General features: G+C 35.8%; 19 protein-coding genes and 1 pseudogene. 14 read left to right on the plus strand and 6 right to left on the minus strand.

What is annotated here, in order from left to right; genetic code table 11:
- Positions 1-74: 74 nt before the first annotated feature.
- The 12 genes and pseudogenes from JFU50_RS14780 (at position 75) to JFU50_RS14835 (ending at position 10782) form a co-directional block, all read left to right on the plus strand.
- Positions 75-452 (plus strand): RidA family protein, encoded by a 378-nt coding sequence (locus tag JFU50_RS14780; RefSeq protein WP_201223089.1) that lies wholly within the window; start codon positions 75-77, stop codon positions 450-452.
- A gap of 99 nt (positions 453-551) precedes the next feature.
- Positions 552-1547 carry a D-cysteine desulfhydrase gene (locus JFU50_RS14785; protein WP_201186622.1) on the plus strand — a complete coding sequence of 332 codons (996 nt, stop codon included), beginning with the start codon at positions 552-554 and terminating at the stop codon, positions 1545-1547.
- 438 nt (positions 1548-1985) lie between these two features.
- Positions 1986-2504, plus strand: a pseudogene (locus JFU50_RS14790) (RNA-guided endonuclease TnpB family protein); the annotation flags it as partial.
- Positions 2505-3386: 882 nt separating this feature from the next.
- Positions 3387-3527, plus strand: a complete 141-nt coding sequence (locus JFU50_RS14795; RefSeq protein WP_201188185.1) for a hypothetical protein — start codon at positions 3387-3389, stop codon at positions 3525-3527.
- A 358-nt stretch (positions 3528-3885) separates the two neighbouring features.
- Entirely contained in the window at positions 3886-4530 is a 645-nt protein-coding gene (locus tag JFU50_RS14800) for a formylglycine-generating enzyme family protein (protein WP_201225091.1), read from the plus strand.
- A 592-nt stretch (positions 4531-5122) separates the two neighbouring features.
- The gene (locus JFU50_RS14805; RefSeq protein WP_201223091.1) at positions 5123-5626 is read left to right on the plus strand and encodes a DUF2716 domain-containing protein; all 504 of its coding nucleotides are present in this window, start codon (positions 5123-5125) and stop codon (positions 5624-5626) included.
- Between the two features lie 156 nt (positions 5627-5782).
- Positions 5783-6691 (plus strand): PhzF family isomerase, encoded by a 909-nt coding sequence (locus tag JFU50_RS14810; protein ID WP_201223093.1) that lies wholly within the window; start codon positions 5783-5785, stop codon positions 6689-6691.
- Between the two features lie 137 nt (positions 6692-6828).
- The gene (locus tag JFU50_RS14815) at positions 6829-7251 is read left to right on the plus strand and encodes a UPF0715 family protein (protein WP_201223096.1); all 423 of its coding nucleotides are present in this window, start codon (positions 6829-6831) and stop codon (positions 7249-7251) included.
- Between the two features lie 319 nt (positions 7252-7570).
- On the plus strand, positions 7571-8005 hold the full coding sequence (locus tag JFU50_RS14820) for a MarR family winged helix-turn-helix transcriptional regulator (RefSeq protein WP_201223098.1): 435 nt from the start codon (positions 7571-7573) through the stop codon (positions 8003-8005).
- A gap of 150 nt (positions 8006-8155) precedes the next feature.
- Entirely contained in the window at positions 8156-8974 is an 819-nt protein-coding gene (locus tag JFU50_RS14825; RefSeq protein ID WP_207198801.1) for a class I SAM-dependent methyltransferase, read from the plus strand.
- A gap of 309 nt (positions 8975-9283) precedes the next feature.
- The gene (locus JFU50_RS14830; protein ID WP_201223100.1) at positions 9284-9751 is read left to right on the plus strand and encodes a hypothetical protein; all 468 of its coding nucleotides are present in this window, start codon (positions 9284-9286) and stop codon (positions 9749-9751) included.
- A gap of 287 nt (positions 9752-10038) precedes the next feature.
- Positions 10039-10782 carry an amidohydrolase family protein gene (locus JFU50_RS14835; RefSeq protein WP_201223102.1) on the plus strand — a complete coding sequence of 248 codons (744 nt, stop codon included), beginning with the start codon at positions 10039-10041 and terminating at the stop codon, positions 10780-10782.
- A gap of 499 nt (positions 10783-11281) precedes the next feature.
- Here JFU50_RS14835 and JFU50_RS14840 read toward each other — a convergent pair whose 3' ends face one another.
- Together JFU50_RS14840 and JFU50_RS14845 are read right to left on the minus strand one after the other, a co-directional pair.
- Positions 11282-11812, minus strand: a complete 531-nt coding sequence (locus JFU50_RS14840) for a PadR family transcriptional regulator (RefSeq protein ID WP_201223104.1) — start codon at positions 11810-11812, stop codon at positions 11282-11284.
- Between the two features lie 46 nt (positions 11813-11858).
- Complete coding sequence (locus JFU50_RS14845) at positions 11859-13040, minus strand: YhgE/Pip domain-containing protein (protein ID WP_201223106.1); 1182 nt, start codon at positions 13038-13040, stop codon at positions 11859-11861.
- 390 nt (positions 13041-13430) lie between these two features.
- Between JFU50_RS14845 and JFU50_RS14850 the strand changes: the two genes are divergently transcribed.
- A complete protein-coding gene (locus tag JFU50_RS14850) occupies positions 13431-13994 on the plus strand; it encodes a GNAT family N-acetyltransferase (protein WP_201223108.1) in 564 nt (187 codons plus the stop codon).
- A gap of 416 nt (positions 13995-14410) precedes the next feature.
- Here the strand turns inward: JFU50_RS14850 and JFU50_RS14855 are convergent, their stop codons facing one another.
- Entirely contained in the window at positions 14411-15685 is a 1275-nt protein-coding gene (locus JFU50_RS14855) for an IS110 family transposase (protein ID WP_201223109.1), read from the minus strand.
- Between the two features lie 243 nt (positions 15686-15928).
- Here JFU50_RS14855 and JFU50_RS14860 point away from each other — a divergent pair, with 243 nt between their 5' ends.
- Positions 15929-16414: an HIT family protein gene (locus tag JFU50_RS14860; RefSeq protein WP_201223110.1), complete on the plus strand. Its 486-nt coding sequence runs from the start codon at positions 15929-15931 to the stop codon at positions 16412-16414.
- A gap of 163 nt (positions 16415-16577) precedes the next feature.
- Here JFU50_RS14860 and JFU50_RS30780 read toward each other — a convergent pair whose 3' ends face one another.
- Genes JFU50_RS30780 through JFU50_RS30790 form a run of 3 tightly spaced genes read right to left on the minus strand, consistent with a single transcriptional unit; the run spans position 16578 to position 17808 of the window.
- Positions 16578-16856, minus strand: a complete 279-nt coding sequence (locus JFU50_RS30780) for a hypothetical protein (RefSeq protein WP_242486030.1) — start codon at positions 16854-16856, stop codon at positions 16578-16580.
- 5 nt (positions 16857-16861) lie between these two features.
- Complete coding sequence (locus JFU50_RS30785; protein WP_242489051.1) at positions 16862-17398, minus strand: transposase; 537 nt, start codon at positions 17396-17398, stop codon at positions 16862-16864.
- The gene (locus tag JFU50_RS30790; protein WP_242486028.1) at positions 17395-17808 is read right to left on the minus strand and encodes an IS110 family transposase; all 414 of its coding nucleotides are present in this window, start codon (positions 17806-17808) and stop codon (positions 17395-17397) included. The genes JFU50_RS30785 and JFU50_RS30790 overlap by 4 nt, the downstream gene beginning before the upstream one ends.
- Between the last annotated feature and the right edge of the window lie 7 nt (positions 17809-17815).

Here is a 17815-nt window from a genome sequence, read left to right on the forward strand (position 1 = left end):
TGTAAGCGTTTTATTCAAAGGGAAATTAAATTCAATTCCGTATAAATAGGATTACAAAAAAAGAGGTGTTTTATATGTTAAAAGAAACAATCATAACCAAAGAAGCCCCCAAGGCTATCGGTCCTTATTCACAAGCCATTAAAGTAGGAAATGTAGTGTATACTTCAGGGCAGCTTCCAATTTATCCTGAAACTGGAGAAATGCCTGATAATATTGAGGAGCAAACAAGGGTGTCATTGGAGAATCTTAAGAAGGTTGTGGAAGCGGCGGGAGCAAGCTTACAGCAGGTAATAAAAACAACGGTTTTTTTAAGTGATATGAGTCACTTTGCCACGATGAATCATGTATATGGAGAATTTTTTACAGATAATTATCCAGCTAGAAGTGCGATTGAAGTTGCTCGTTTGCCTAAAGATGCTATGATTGAAATCGAAGCCATTGCTATGATTTAATAATAATAATAATTGAAAAGAGAATGTTAGAATGAAATTCTCTTTTCTTTATTTTACATATGGTTAGTCTTAAACAGAGAAATATGGAGGAGATTTAATATGAATTTAGCACAATTCCCTAGACGACGATATACACCAACCGATACACCTATTGAGAAATTACATCATTTTTCTGAAGTTCTTGGGGGCCCATCCATTTATCTTAAACGAGATGATTTACTGGGTCTGACGGCTGGGGGAAATAAAACAAGAAAACTAGAGTTCCTTGTTGCCGATGCAATGGAAAAAGGTGCGGATACGTTAATTACATGTGGAGGCATTCAATCAAATCATTGCCGCTTAACACTAGCCGCTGCAGTTAAAGAGAAAATGAAGTGCATCCTTGTGTTGGAAGAAGGCCTTTCAGAAAGTCCTGAGCCAGATTTTAACGGTAACTATTTTTTATATCATTTATTGGGCGCTGAAGAAATCAAAATTGTGCCTAATGGAGCGGACTTAATGCAAGAAATGCAGAAAGTAGCTAATGAGGTAACGGAGAAAGGGAATCGACCTTACATAATACCAGTCGGGGGATCCAATGTGATTGGTGCAACGGGATATGCTGCTTGCGCTCAGGAAATTTTGGCACAGTCATTTAATCAAGGAATCGATATGAAGTCAGTCGTTTGTGTAAGCGGCAGTGGGGGAATGCATGCTGGTTTGGTGACCGGATTTCATGGAAATCAAAGTGGAATATCGGTAATTGGAATAAACGTAAGCAGAGGAAAAGCTGAACAAGAAGAGAAAGTTTTTCAGCTTGTTAAAGAAACTTCAACACACATCGGCATTCCAAATTCAATCCCTCGTGAGGCTGTTATGTGTTTTGATGAGTATGTCGGACCTGGCTATGCTTTACCTACGCCAGAAATGGTGGAAGCTGTCAAACTCATGGCAAGAACAGAAGGGATTTTATTAGATCCCGTATATACGGGTAAAGCGGTAGCGGGACTCATTGATTTAATACAAAAAGGCACCTTTAAGCCGGATGATAATATACTATTTGTACACTCTGGCGGCGCCTCATCGCTATATGCCAATACTTCTCTCTTTTATTGAAATTTAAAACAAAAAGAAAGATGTGAAAGGTAATATCCGGTTCTCGTGTTAAAATTGCATTTATTGAAAGTAGTCTATGTTTCTTATAGAATTTGGTTTTTATGCAGCCATTCCAAATAGTTGATTCCTTTTATTAGAAGCTTGCTGATTCAGTTTAAAAGCAGTATTTTATGTTTGAAAAAACTTGTTTAAGTGTTTTAATATTGCTAGGTCTTTAATGGACAAGCTATGAGTCATATAAATAAATAGATTTGTAAGTGCATAGAAAAAATGATCAAACTTTTTATAAAGTCTATGTCAAATTTTAATGTTGATTAGTCAGAAATTAAAAATAGAGTTGATTCTACAATACAGTAGAATCAACTCTATTTCGTTTATTGTGGATTTTGATAATTTATCATTTCCCGCCAGAAGACTCCCTCTTCAAGCGTGTGAAGGGCGAGAGCACAACGGATTCTTTCAAGGCGACAAGAAATAGCCTTGAATCAAAATAAACCATTGGCTGAAGCCAAAAACTATCAAAAACAAAAACGAAAAGTGGCTATCCTACACGAAAAAATTTCAAATGCCCGAATGGATTACTTACATAAAGTTTCTACCGAAATCATCAAAAACCACGATGTGATTGGAATGGAAGACTTGCAAGTGTCGAATATGATGAAAAATCACAAACTAGCTAAAGCTATTAGTGAAGTATCTTGGTACCAATTCAAAAAAATGTTGGAATACAAAGCAAAATGGTATGGTAAACAAATCGTGACCGTATCTAAAACGTTTGCTTCTAGCCAATTGTGTTCTAGCTGCGGTTACCAAAATAAAGACGTTAAACATCTGAATCTTCGTGAATGGGATTGTCCTTTTTGTACTACTCACCACGATCGAGATATTAACGCAGGACTCAATCTAATGAATGAAGCCATAAGGCTTCTAACCGTAGGAACTACGGGAGTAGCCTAATTAAAAATTGGCCGATAGGCTAATGTTCTTAGGAATCCCCCACTTCAATCAGACCGTAAGGTAGATAAGTGGTGGGTAGTTCAAAATTAAGACTTATTGTTTGTAGATTGAAGTACAGCATTTGGGGGATAACTACAATGTTCGTAATAGCCCCTTTATTTTCAAGATAGTCGTTACTCTCTATGGAATAAGTGAGGGTAGTGGATTTGCAACGATAGGAGTATTAATCATTATATTCCCTATTCTTTTTATAGCTGGGGTAGTTCTTTTTTGGATATGGGATTGATAAAAGAAATTTAAATTATTATTGGTGTAGTTGAAACAAGTATTATTATTAAAGAGACAAGCACAGTGAAAACAAGAATATAACTATTTCCTTTTATCATTAGATACCACGAACCTTTTTTAGTTTTTTGTACAATAAGTCGAAGTTAGTAGGAATTATTTACACAGAGTAAATCCTTGTTGAACTAACTGGTGCGTTAGTTCATTCATGAAGGAACACAATAATGATCAATCTTTTTTATAAAAGAATAAATCCAATTAATAAGGGCATGTTTTGATTAATCTATTTTCAAAACATGCTCTTCATATTTGTTTTTATATCCAGGTTAAAAGCGTTAATTTAAGCAAACTTTATTTTAAAGCTACACAAAGGGGGGCATTCATAATACTACTTTACCCATTGAAGGCAAATTATCCAATTGAAGAGCTGTGTCAGGCTTTTTTTAAAGTAGACGGTTAGCGAAGAACAATGGGGGAAATACTAAAGGGAAGGATGCTTATTTAGAATTTTCAGAAAATAATATTGACAATAAAATGACGTTGTTATATATTATTTATAAGTTAAATTTATTGTTATATAACAGAAGGAGGAATCAGATGATGAACATTTATGATAAAGCCTATGAAAGTTATTTAAAGATTTGTGAAAGGTATGAAATGGAGTCGATCAACTTCGACCACTTCATCAAAAATTTAACCAAAGATCAGTTGGATGAATACAGTAAATTAGCCATTTAAATGAAAGGGCGTGATTGCACAAGATGGACCTCCCGGTTGATGTAGATGTAGAAGCCAAATAGAAACCCCACCAGTTGCTAAATGGAAACAGGTGGGGTTTTGTCATGTGTTTAAGTGTAGTTTTAAAATTAAGTCGTACTGTTTATAAAAAAGATGTACCGATTTGATTTTGGTTTTCCTTAATGAACTAGGAGGTTAGTTTAAGAAGGAATTTCTTAGTGAAAGAGTGAATTTAATATTTAAAGGAGTTGAAATAATGAGATTAGGATTAAGAAAAGATGAAATAAGGTTATAAAATCAAGATCATTAGGAGGAAGGTAGAGTGTCTAATAAAATAAAGAGTTATATTGACTATCCTATGGTAAAAATTCCAGGGGGAGAAATAGAATTAAGAGACGATAGAATAAAAAGCAAATGGAAAGCTGAAATAAGACCGTTTCTTCTTGCCCGGTATCCTGTAACTATGGGTCTATACTATGCTATTACAAATAAATCACCTAATTCTTTTGACGGAGATCTAAAACCGGTTGTGAATATTTCTTGGAATGATGCAATTTCTTTTTGTAATCTACTGTCACAGAAAGCTGGACTGAAAGAGTGTTATTCTATAAGTAATGATGGTGAAAACATTATTTGTGATTGGGAATCAAACGGTTATCGACTTCCTTCAGAAGCAGAGTGGCAATATGCATGTAAAGCAGGGACTACTGGTTATAGATACGGAGAGCTTGATAAGATTGCCTGGTATAACGAAAATTCAGGAGGCAAGATCCATGAAGTAGGAAGAAAGGAACCGAATATATGGGGTCTGTATGATATGTTAGGGAATGTTTGGGAGTGGTGTTGGGATTTATATGATGAACAAGTGTACGGCTCCTACCGAATTTTCCGAGGGGGTAGCTGGGCTGAAGAGGCCAGGGGTTGTGGGGCTTCGTGTCGTCGACGTAGCCATCCGTCATTTTGTATAGACGACCTTGGATTCCGTCTTGCCCAGTCTTTTTAACTTCAACAAACAAGTCAACCTTCGAGGTTTTACAGCACAACTAACGGATAACAGTGACTGGCTACACGTGTTTGTTTAATGAGATGAAATCCAAAAAAACGGGTTCATTCCACGTAGGAAAATCTGCTTTTTTTATTGATAAAACCTAAATAATTTTTTATTTAAGCCCTCTTTAAAACAGAAAAGATCCCTCATATAGCTCCCGAACCATCATTCAGAGCTTAGATTTTCTATTGCCATTTTTATCTTGGAATAGGAAGTAGATCTCATTATGATTGCATCTGAAATTATATGAATAAAATCCACCCTGGCTAGATCCTCTACCTTTCTCATACAACACAAACTTAGAATTATATATGCTAAGATTTATTAATGTAACCCTTTATAATGGGATGCATTTTATTCAATTTTATCTATTTTGTTCTTGGAATGAGGAGATTCCTAGACTTTGTTATTGAACTAACGGGTGCTTTACTTCAAAAACAGGGGTTGCTGTGGCAGCCTTTTTCTTATGGGACTAACTGGGCAGGTTAGTTCTACAAGAAATGATATAATAACCCTCATTAAAAGCATCGTAAAGGTGGCTATTCAAATGGAAAATTGGATTGAATTATCTACATTAGAATATAAAGCGGTATGGGATAGGATATATGATGCATTTAAATTTGAACCGGGTATGTCAGACTTTCCATCTTTTGAAGTGCCAAATCCATTTATCACTTATGATGTATCCAAGTATTTAAACGTGTCCGTAGATTTAGATACTTATGATGAGATTTATAATGACCTAGAGGAAAAATCATTGCTTGTCTTTCAAGAACTCACACAGAAAAATGAATATATGTATGCGTTAGATTGGCAACATCCAGGTTATTGGATAAACCTCCGTTTGGAGTTTCCGAAAAGTGAATTTGATGAATGGACAGTACCTATTTTTCCAAACGGTGATTATTACTTTTTTATTCATAAGAATTTTGAATGGGGATTATTAGGGCACCCTTGGGAAAGAACCATAACTATTTTTGGAAAAGAATTGATAAAGGTTTTGGAAAAACATCAACCAAAAATGTTTCAAAAAATATTACGTCAGGGATAATGTAAACCTTGTTGAACTAACAGGTGCTTTACTTCAATAACTGTGGTTGCTGCGGTTCCTTTTTCTTGTGGAGCTAACGGGGTAATTTTTAATATAATAAGAATTATAGATAGTATAAAGGACCGGAAATTCACTATATTAAAGGTGGGAAATGACATGGCAAGAAAGTACCGATTATATCAAATTGATTCATTTACGAAAGAAAAATTATCAGGTAATCCTGCTGGTGTAATTACAAATGCAGATGGTTTATCTTCGGGTGAGATGCAGAGGATTGCTAGAGAGCTTAACAATTCGGAAACGGCATTTATATTTAAATCAGACAATAGCGAATCTGATGTACATATTCGTTTTTTTACGCCTACTCATGAGGTTCCCATCTGTGGACATGCGACGATTGCTGCCCACTATGCTCGTGCAGTTGAAAATAGTTTAAATACAGGTAAAGTTTATCATAAAACTGGTGCTGACATTTTACCAGTCGATGTGATTAAAGAAGATAATGATTACAAAATTATAATGACCCAGGGTAGTATAAGTTTTGATGCGGTGATTGATGGTCTAGCTTTAGAAAACATATTTACAGCTTTCAATATTAGTGAAAATGATTTATTAGAAGATTGTCCAGTACAAATCGTTTCTACTGGGCATTCCAAGGTGATGATTGGAATTAAAAATTCGGAACTTCTTCACCGATTAAACCCTAATATGGATTTACTAACAAAAGTCAGTGGATTAATTAATTGCAATGGTTTCTATGTGTTTACGATGAATGCTCCCGACTCCGAAATCTTAATTCATGGAAGAATGTTTGCTCCAGCAATTGGTATTAACGAAGACCCTGTTACAGGCAATGCGAACGGCCCTTTAGGCGCATACTTAATACACCATGGACTTGTCAAACATGATAATACTTTATTTAGTTTTAAAGCAGTGCAGGGCGAAGCTATAAACCGGGCGGGTGTCATTGATGTTCAAGTGAAAATTTGTAATCAGGAACCAGAGGAAGTAAGGATTGCGGGAAATGCTGTAATCGTATTTAAGTCCGAGTTATTACTTGGATAGCCATTCAACGTGCGTTAGCTTAAGATCGAAGCGTCTTAAAAGGCAGCTTTTTTCTTATGGCACTAACGGGGCAGTTAGTTTAAGAATTATGTTAAAATTGAATAAATATACCTATCATTTTGGAAGGTTGAGTAAAATTGGGGATTGGGAAATTAAGCGAAAAAGTATCTGAACTTAGCGACGCAATACCGTATTATTTTTTTTGTCTATTCTTTTCTTGTATCTCTTTTTCTGTTGCTATAATTGTTTTTAGTGGAGAAATCTCTTGGTTGCGGCCATTGCCTGTTATTATTTATTCTTTTTATGTTGTCATACCTTACTTACTATTTGCAGTACCATTGCAAACTACATTTAATAAACATCCGAGAAAATTTAATGTATTTTATCTTTTAATTTACACGGTACTTTCTTTAGTAGCAGTAATTTTGTTTAATGTAATATTATTTGAAAGGGAACCTACATATTTAGTTAAAACCCAAATATATTACGGTTTAAGTTTTGCAGCAGCAGCTATTTATTGGTTTTGGGACTCTGTCTTCTTACAAAAGAAAATTAGCTAAAGATCGGAGCTGTCTTTAAGGCAGTTTTTTCTTTATGTAATAAGGAACGATTTCAATAAATAATACTGTTTTGAGGAAGTATAATACTAAACAACGGTTGATAAACGATTTTGAATTTCCTTTAGAGCTAACGTGTACAAGAACTCGTGAACTGATATTCGTCAGTTCTTTTTTATTGGACAAAAAGTACAGTTGTATTTTCATAAGTTTTTTATACAAAAAATCAACATTTAGTATTGAATTATTTACTAAATACGAAAAATAGTTTGTTTATTAATCGATTTGGTATATAATACATTACTATATTAGGAGGTAATCAATGACTATTCAACAAGTTAGTAAAGAATATATCGAGTTAATCCCTAATTTGTTTAAGAGTTTTCAGCGAATGAATCAAAAATCTAGTAACTTAACGCATTTACAGAACCAAATCTTAGAATTCGTATTTATGAATCATAATCCCCTGACTATCAAACAAATAAGTGAAGGCCTAAATGTACCCAAACAGCAAATGACAGACTTGCTTAAGCGCTTATTTGATCAGGGTTACATTACTAAGAGTCAAAATAAGAATGATAAGAGGTCGTTTGTAATTGAGTTAACAAAGAAAGGAAAAACTTCACAACAAGAAAAATGGACGAAAATTTATCAGAACTTCGTCAATGACCTATCCAAGTTAGATAGTGAAGAGCAACTGGATCTTCAATACGCTTTGCATAAAGTGAATTACCTGCTTAAAAAAATGGAGGATTGATATATATGACTGAACGTGAGTGTGCCTTCAATGATAAGTCTAGGAGTTATAATCGGCTCAATTATTATTCCTTCTTTTAATTAATTCGGCGAAATCGCTTCTGTATGAAGAATTCGTAATGATCGCTTAAAATAAGGAGGAAAGATAAATATGTCATTAAATTTACAATCCGTTCAAGGCACAATGCTAATACCTCTTTGGGGACGCGCCACTGCCAGTGAGAAGAATCCAGAAATTTTGTACGACAAGGAAGCGATAGAGATCATTGCAGGTTGTGATTTTAATTTTAACGAAATATCCAATACATTTGGAGAGTACGGAGGCATAAGCTATATAGTCCGAGCAAAAAAAGTTGACGATACCATCCGGGCTTTTATAGAAAAACATCCTCGGGCCACTATTGTAAACATCGGCGCGGGACTTGATACTACATTTTCAAGAGTTGATAATGGCACACTTAACTGGTACAACCTTGATTTACCAGATGCGATAGCTTTCCGCAAAAATCTTATCGCAGACTCTCCGAGGAATATCAGCGTTGCCAAATCATTTTTTGATGTTTCGTGGTTTGATGATGTGATTTTTAATGAGGAAGACGGCATACTTTTTGTATCTGCTGGTGTTTTCTACTATTTTCAGGAGAGTGAACTCAAAGGAATATTTCAGGAAATGGGGCTTCGCTTTCCAGGCGGGGAGTTGTACTTCGATGCGGAATCAAAATTTGCGTTAAAGACTTCAAATCGTACGGTGGAAAAAACGGGGAACAAGGGCGCAAAAATGTATTTCTATGTCAACAATCCAAAAGTATTTGAAGGCTGGTCGTCAAAAATCAAGGTATTATCCTGCGAATCGTACTTCAAGGGTATACCCGCAAGCAAGAAGTGGGAAAGTGGAACTCGTGTAATGGTGAGGGCTGTAGATTTATTAAAGATGATGAAGTTTGTTCATTTGCGTTTCGAGAGAAAGTAATGTCGAATCTACCCTTATACTAATACGTCTAAAGCTTTCGCTACTTCTCAATAAAGTAACCCCTTCAAGTAATTACGATAGAAAATGTCGAGAATACTAGACAGCCTTTTAATATTTTCACTATACCAGATAATTTGTGAAGCATTTCACTTAAACTATATGGTACGTTACCTTCGAGGATATTTCTCCGTTTCCTTAATCGACTAAAGGAACAGAAAAGCAATATGTTTTCATTAAATGGGTTATAATTATTCATAAGGAAAATGTTGTAAAATACCATTATTATAAACGTTGAAGGGATGGAAAAATATGCTTGCTGTGAAAAACTATTCTCAACAATATATAGATGAATGCCGAGAAAAAATTAATTTACTGCTATCAACATATAAAGACTTGGTTACAACATCGAAAGAACAAGGTGGGTCTGATAATGCGAAACTTAATTCTGCAATTGAAATGTTTGAACCTAACTTCTTTAATAACATGCTTTTAGCCTTAAACGATTATTTTTTACATAGAATGAGGGGGTTAGAAAAGAAGGATGGCAATCCATTGAATGAAGTTAGAATTTTGTGTGATTCAATAATGAATAACAACAGTAAAATGGGATCCGATAAAACAATCAAGTATGAACCAGCTAAGTCAGTTTTAAAGTATAAAGTTGGAGATGAAATTAAATTGTATGAGAAAGATTTTGAACTAATATCCGAAGGTTTTTTTAATGAAATTGAAAAAAGTTTTTATGAGTTTAAATTATTCCTCAGACAGTGTATTTGAATCATTTCGGTATCAAGAGTATAAACGTTTATTCAATTTACGGTTGCGATGCTTGAATTAGGGCATCGCCTTTTGCTTTTTTGACTTACGAAGCAGATTGTGAAGAATTGTATTTAAACTAATGGGTGCTTTACTTCAATAAGGCAGGTTGCTGAGGCAGCCTTTTTCTTATGGCACTAAGGGGGCAGGATAGTGCGATAAGATAAACTTATGAATCTGTATTAATAACCCACAATTTTATTTATGTACCATAATTGATATGTTAAAGAAAAGAAAGGGGATTTGAAATGAGAATTTTTGATGCACATTTTCATATTATTGATTTTGATTTTCCAATCATCGAAAACCAAGGATATTTGCCACCCAGCTATGTTGTAGAAGATTATCAAAATGAAACTTCTGATTTGAATGTATTAGGTGGAGCGATTGTATCTGGGTCATTCCAAGGGTTTGATCAAGAATATTTATTGAAGGCACTTAAACAAATGGGTTCAACATTTTGTGGCGTTACGCAATTACCTTTTACTGTGACGGACGAAGAGATTATAAGTTTAAATAAAAATGGGGTAAAAGCATTACGTTTTAATATAAAACGAGGTGGTTCAGAAGATTTATCGAAGCTCGATTACTTTGCAAGGAGAGTTTATGATTTAGTAGGGTGGCATAGCGAACTTTATATTGATGCAAAAGAGTTACCCGAAATTGCATCTACTATTGAAAAATTACCTGCCATATCAATTGACCATTTAGGATTATCTGAAGAAGGATTACCTCATTTATTAAGGCAGGTGGATAAAGGCATTCGAGTTAAAGCAACTGGTTTTGGTCGTGTAGAATTGAATATTGAGAATGCCTTACACTCTATTTATGATATTAATCCAGACGCTCTTATGTTCGGAACAGATTTGCCATCTACAAGGGCGAAAAGACCTTTTGAGTATGCAGACATTGAATTGATTCAGCGTCTATTTGATGAAAAAGCATCCGATAAAATATTGTACACGAATGCGTTAAAATGGTATTTTAAGTAATTCAGCCTTAAGATTTAGAATGAAAATTTAAAGTTTGTGAGTGAGTACACGTAAACTCTTTTTTTCTTATGGAGCTAAAGGGAAAAGCGCCTAGGCACTCCATTTTATTAAACTTCATGATGGGAAAACTTAATATAATCTTTTGTAATCATATAGGGAAACAATTTAAATATGAATAGAAAACTAAGAGCCTTACTACAAAGAATGTTAGTAAGGCTCTTTAAAATTTTTAATATTCAATGGGCTAACAAAGGTGTTTAATTCATCTACAATTCAGTAACCCCTGCGACTGCTAATTCTTGTTTTGCTTATTATAGTCGTTCTTTATTTATATCAGCTAATAATAGTGTTCCTTTTTTACCAACTAATTCAGCAATCGCTTTGCCCATTCCGTCTGAACCACCAGTAATGACATATACATTATTCATTTTGTGAACCTCTAATTACTTTTTAATCTAAAGTATGGAACTCCTGCCAAAAATCCTGCTCTTGAGTAAACTTATAATTCATTAGTCTTAATCCTTCTAATTAACTCTTCAAACCAATATATTGTGTGATCTGTTCTGGTCGAAAAATAACCATCCAAAAATTCACGAATATTCTCGTTGCCTTTAGGGTCTGGCTCGAAATTCTCAAGTTGCTCCCAAATAGCCTTGATGGACTTTACTTTCTTTTCTAATATATCTACTACTTTATCCCGGTCTACATACTTGATGTTGGCTAAACCAACAATCATATCCTTAATTTCATTCGAACTTTCAAATAATTTATAGATTTTATTTGGTAGTTCTTCGCGACCCTTAGCCGTAATCGCAAATACCTGTTTATCAGGCCGATGTTCTTCTTTTATCACTTCAACTGGCTCGACTAAACCTTGTTTTACTAATGATTCAAAATGGTAGTACAGTTTACTTTCAGTTAACCCGCCTAGGCGATCCAACGGAATGGGTTCTGAAAGTCGCTTTTTTAATTTATAAGGATAATTTTTATCTTCCATAAGCTTGCTCAATATAAAAATTTGAATAGACATTTCCTACGCTCCTTTAAGAAGTATTATCTCCTTATTGTAGCAAAACCTAAGCTGTGATTTCAGCCGCATTCTTTTCAGCTTCTGTTTCAGAAACCTGTCCTGGCATTGGTTTTTGAATAAACGCGACAATAGCCATATTAATTAACATCGAAACAGCACCAACCGCAACCATTGACCAAATATACGGACTTGGACTAATGCTGCCATATAGGTTTGCAAAGTACGCTTGCACCGAGTAATACATTGGTGAAATGTGGCTCATCCATTCATATGGTAAATGCATCATATCACGTGTAATAGTGGCACCATTTGCTATTGTTTGAATTAATAAAATCGGTAAGTTTAAAATCATGCCGCCTTCACCTAATAAGAAGATTAAAATCGCTGTGAAATTAAAACATACCATATAGTTTAAAATTTGTTGACCTACTATACTGAAGAATAGGTCACCGCTTGGCTTGTCAATTAAATACGCTACACCTACAGCAACGAGTGATGAAATAACTGCAATCAATAATGCAGCTAATTGCACATAAATGAATAAACGTGTTTTACTTGCTTTTCCTCGACTGGCTTTAAATGCACCTACTAATTGCATCGCTCCAATCATCGCCCCAACATAACCGGCCATTGTTAAGAACATTGGCAGCATATTATTATTCATACCATCTGGTATTTCGTTGATTGTAACTACATTTCCGACATAGGATTTCTCAATCTTTTCCGCTAATTCAGCGGCTTGCTTTTCTGGTACATTAAAGTTCATCAATACGCCCTGGGCTGTTTGTTGTGAGAATTGTGTGCTTAACTGATTGTTAATTTCAGTTACGATAGCATTCATGGTAGAAGAAACGACTGTTGCCCCTGCCTCATTGATTGTAAAGTCAATGCTTGATGATGCTTCACCTTTTTGCATATTCGCAGAGAAGGTTTTTGGGATGTGTACGACTAATGCCAAATCATTTTTCTCTAAATCTTTTAAGGCTTGTTTATTGGTTATATCCGTCTCGATTTCTTTAAAGGGTAAATTTTCTTGTAACTTTTCGGCAATCATCGCACCATTTTTACCGGCATCATCATTGATGATAGCGATAGGTAATTTATCGACATTCCCTGGAATGGCTGTATACCCAGGCAAGAAGATGCCTAGCATGGCAACAGCATAGAAAATCCCCATAAAGATTGCCGCAGTTGCCCCTCTTGTTTTTAAGAATTTAGTAAATTTCATCTGTTGAATCCATCCTTTTGAGTTAATTTTAACAGGTTACTTCATTCAAAGTACTCAAGTTAGAGTAGTTTAAAAGAAGTACTTTGAATTTTATTTTATTTTTCTCAATAAGTCAATTGAAAAATTTTATGAAGAGGAAAAAAAAACCAAAAAAGCAGGACGTCAAATCTTCTACTTTGTTGGGGGTAACTATTAGGGAGATCATTTGAAACTTGAATTCCTTCGGCAACCTTGTATGCCAAAAACCCTTCTGTAACTGCCGTATATGACCATGATCACCCAAAAAGGAGCAACACTAACTCTCATGCAGCTAACGGGGCAGGTTAGTTGAATAACATTTTATAAAATAAAAACATGTGTTAAAATAGGGAAAAATTAGGTGGTTGGAAGATGTTCTCATTCAAAGTAGATAATCAAATAGGAATTGAGTTACTTCAACAGCAAGACAAAGAGGAATTATTCAAATTAGTAGATAATAACAGAGAACATTTACGAAAATGGCTACTTTGGGTTGATAAAAGAAAATCTGCACAGGATTTTGAGCCTATCATATCGATTTGGATAAACAATTACGCTAATAATAATGGATTTGATGCAGGTATTAGATATAATGGGAAGCTGGTTGGAATGATTGGTCTGCATTATATTGATTGGAAGAACAAAGCTACAAGTATCGGCTATTTTTTGTCAGAAGAAGCACAAGGGAATGGAATAATAACTAAGAGTGTAAGTTCATTAGTAAACTACCTATTTAAAGAGTTGGATTTAAATAGAATTGAAATTCAGGTTGCAGTTAATAACCTAAAAAGTATAACTATTCCACGAAGATTGGGATTTGTTCAAGAAGGAATTAAACGGGATGGACAATGGTTATATGACCATTATGAAGACTTAATTACATTTAGCCTGTTGAAAAATGATTGGGAGAAAAGCGAGTGGATTAATCTAAAATAAGGGTAAACCACTTCATGCTTATAGAACTCCCTCAGTTTAATAGATAATGCTCACGAATACTCGCTTATTCGCAGGATTTCAAACCACATGGTATAGGTTGCTTTAGATGAACGAAAGAGATAGGACCGTTTTGATAAGATGAGGGCAGGTTGAAATAGGGGATCCATTGAGAATCCCATATTATTACATATGCTGCACGCATTTTCCACGCTGCCCCTGGAGGCTTTCCCTCCCATGTCTCAACGGGTCATAATCCTATGCCCTTTCATTCCTTCGTCATGCCTATCCAAGGGGTGGAGGCTGGTTTTGCTAACGGAACGGGTCATTGCCCTTTTGTTCTATATATCCAGTACTTCGTGCTTTCTTTGAAATCCTACGAATAAGCCAACTTTCGTAAAAACAATGTGAATGTAAATTTACGCTGCTAGTTGTTCAAGAGGGAATACCATTTCCGGTTTATAGACAGAGCCATTACGAGCAATCCCTACTAGGACACGGGCGAGTTTTCCACATAGTTTCATGATGGATTTCATTTTCTTAATCTTCTTCACCTTAACATTGTTCGAGTGTAGGGCTTTAAACTCAGGGTTATTCATCACCAGACTCATGGTCGCAAGGAAGAGGTAACGCCGCAGGCGTGATCTTCCACGTTTGGAAAGAACAATTTGGCCTTTCCACTTCCCAGAGCTTGCCTCAGCGAGATGCAATCCTGCATGACGAAGGAGCGCATTCCCGTGAGCGAACCCACTCAGATCTCCAGCTTCTCCTAAGATGCCCGCCAGTGAAATTTCGCTGATTCCTTTAATGGCAAGTATTTGCTTAACGAATGGAATCTGTTCCAAGACGTTTGTGACTTCTTGCGTCACTCTTTCGAGTTGGGATGAAGCGAGATCATATTCCTCTAATAACTGTTCCAAGTGAAGTTTATACGCATCAAGGGCTTGTTTCGTACCAATTGAACGCTTGGCCAATGTAATCAGGGAACGGGCTTTTTTATGCCCGGAATGTCGCTTCATACATGATTTCCACCCGGTTACGATATCTTGAGGCTGTAAGGAACATATTTCAGCTGGGGTAGGAAAGAGGCGTAGGGTTGCGATTGCCCCTTTACATGATACGTCTTTAAACACTTGCCGGAGCTCGGGAAAGACAACATCCACCCAGCGATTAATCTGGTTGATGGAGCTAACAAGGCGCTTAACGATCACATCTCGGTTGGCCATAAGGACACGAAGTTTTTCAAATGATTCTGAAGTGGAACGAACGAAGGCATAATAGCCATTCTTCACCATATCAGCGATGACAAGGGCATCTTTTTTATCACTTTTGGATTGCGTATTATCACGATTTTCTTTGTTTCTTTTGACATGGTGAGGATTGACCGTAACGACATCAACGTTTTGTTTGACTAGCCACTTTGAAAGGTTTATCCAATAATGACCGGTAGGTTCCATTCCGACTATCGTGGTGTCTAGGTTTTTCATGTGTTTTAGTTCCTTGATCCAATTTAGTAATCTAGTAAAACCCTCTTCGTTATTTTCAAAAGACAAAGGTTTCCCGATCACAATGCCTCGATAGTTTACAGCACGGGCCACGTGTACGTGTTGGGCGATATCCACACCAACAACTAGATGTTGATCCGTAATTCTTTCAATCAGTTGATTTTGTTTGTTTTGCATTTTAAAATTCATAGTAGGGCTTCCTCCTTAAGATGAGTTTTGGTTTGTGTGTACTCTCATCATACTGAGGGGCTCTGTTTTTTTCAAAGCCGATAATTAATGCTCTACAGGAATGCTAACGGGTGCTTTACTTCAATAAGGTAGGTTGCTGAGGCAGCCTTTTTCTTATGGCACTAACGGGGCAGGATAGCTCAACAAGGGTTTGTTTATTTTTATCTTTTTAAGAGAGAGAATATTTTGTTATTGGAGGGAATTATGAGGGGAATTACTTTGTCTAATGGAAAAACAGTTGAAGTCGAATGTTTAAGTTGTGCTTTAACAAGTGGGGAAATAGAACCGGATGGTGGTGTAATAGTCGAAACTGAATATTTTCATGCTCACCAAGACGTTGCATATCCCATTAAAGGTTTAGTAATTTTAGCATCAAAACGCCATATTAAGTGCTTTGACGAATTAAATGACTTAGAAAAGGTTGATTACATAAACTTATTATCTAAGATTAGAAAAGCTCAAAGGGAAGTATTAGGGATAGAACATGTTTATTACTTTTATAATGAAGATACAACCCACCATTTTCATACTTGGATGGTTCCTCGATATGAATGGATGTACAATTTTGGACGTTCGGTGGAATCTGTTAGACCAGTTTTACTCCATGCAAGAAACAAATTGAATAATGATGAAAATGTAAAAAGTGTAATTGATGGAATTAAGGCTTTAAAAAAAGAACTATACACTTAATCCTTCCTTGTCCCACTTACAGTTGCTTTACTTCGATAAGAGAGTTGCTTTGGCAGCTCTTTTTTGTATGAAAACACTTTAGTGAAAGGCCATACTTAAATAAGCCCACCATATTCTAATTTTTTTGAAGGACGTAAATGTACTATGTCGTTATTTTAACTGGTTATGCAGTTTGTTGTTCAGATGGATCGATTGTATAGCCTTTCTTTTTTAGGTATTCGATCATTTTTAATTCTTTGTTATTTTGTTTTTCTTCAAGATAATTTGAGCCTAGTTCTTGATAGGGTTCCCCTGTTTTTAAGATGTTGTAAGCAATCGTTAGTAGTAAATGAGCAGAAGCGATTCGTCCCTTCATTTTTCCCTGCCGTTTGGTAATCCTTTTTCGATGTGAAGCAATTCGATTATTTTGTCTTGATGTCGCTAGTACACATTCTACAGCCATCGTTTTCAAAGCTTTGTTACCTTGTGTGGTTTTACTCGTTTTTTTTTACCAGCACTTTCGTAATTTCCAGGACTCACACCAGCCCAAGAGGCAAGATGTTTAGCTGACTTAAATACGGACATATCCACGCCCATCTCTGCAATAAAAGTAGTCGCGGCGGCTTTGTTCACACCAGGTATTCCATCCAATAATTCTACTTCCTTACGATAGGGGGACAGGAGTTGATCGATTTGTTTTTCCAATTCTTCTATGGCTTTTTCTAAATAACTCATATGCTCCCAATGGTAACGCAACATATCACGATGATGACGGCGAATACGTCCATTAATTGCACTGGCAATGTCCGTAATACTAGCTTTTGTTCGCCAATCCACCATTTTTCGAAGACCATCGGTCTCTATTTTTTCACCGTTTAGAATCGCTTCAAGGATACGGCGTCCCGATACACCAAAAATGTCTGATAGTACGGATGTTAGCTTGATATTAGCATCTTGAAGAATTTTGTGAATGCGATTCTGCTCGGATGTACGATGATGAATCAATTTTTTCGATAACGAGTAAGATCCCGTAAATCACGAATATCCTCCGGTGGAACAAAATTGCTTTCAATAAGTCCGCATCTTAGAAGCTTGGCAAGCCATTCGGCATCTTTCACATCAGTTTTACGCCCTGGAACATTTTTGACATGCCTGGCATTGGCAAGAACAAGGTGAAAAGAATCTTCGAGAATATTCCATATTGGTTTCCAGTAGACTCCGGTACTTTCCATCACAACATCGGATACCTGAAGGGTAGTTAACCAATCACTTAAAGCCAAGAGTCCCGTTGTTGTAGTTGAAAACGTTTCAATAGAGGTTTTTGGCTTTTTATCTAATGGACCAAATAATACACAGGCTACTACTGTTTCTTGGTGTACATCTAGGCCAGCACACCGTTCAATCATTGCTTCCATAGGAGAA

The sequence above is a fragment of the Peribacillus sp. TH14 genome (assembly GCF_016651145.1).
Taxonomy (GTDB): domain Bacteria; phylum Bacillota; class Bacilli; order Bacillales; family DSM-1321; genus Peribacillus; species Peribacillus butanolivorans.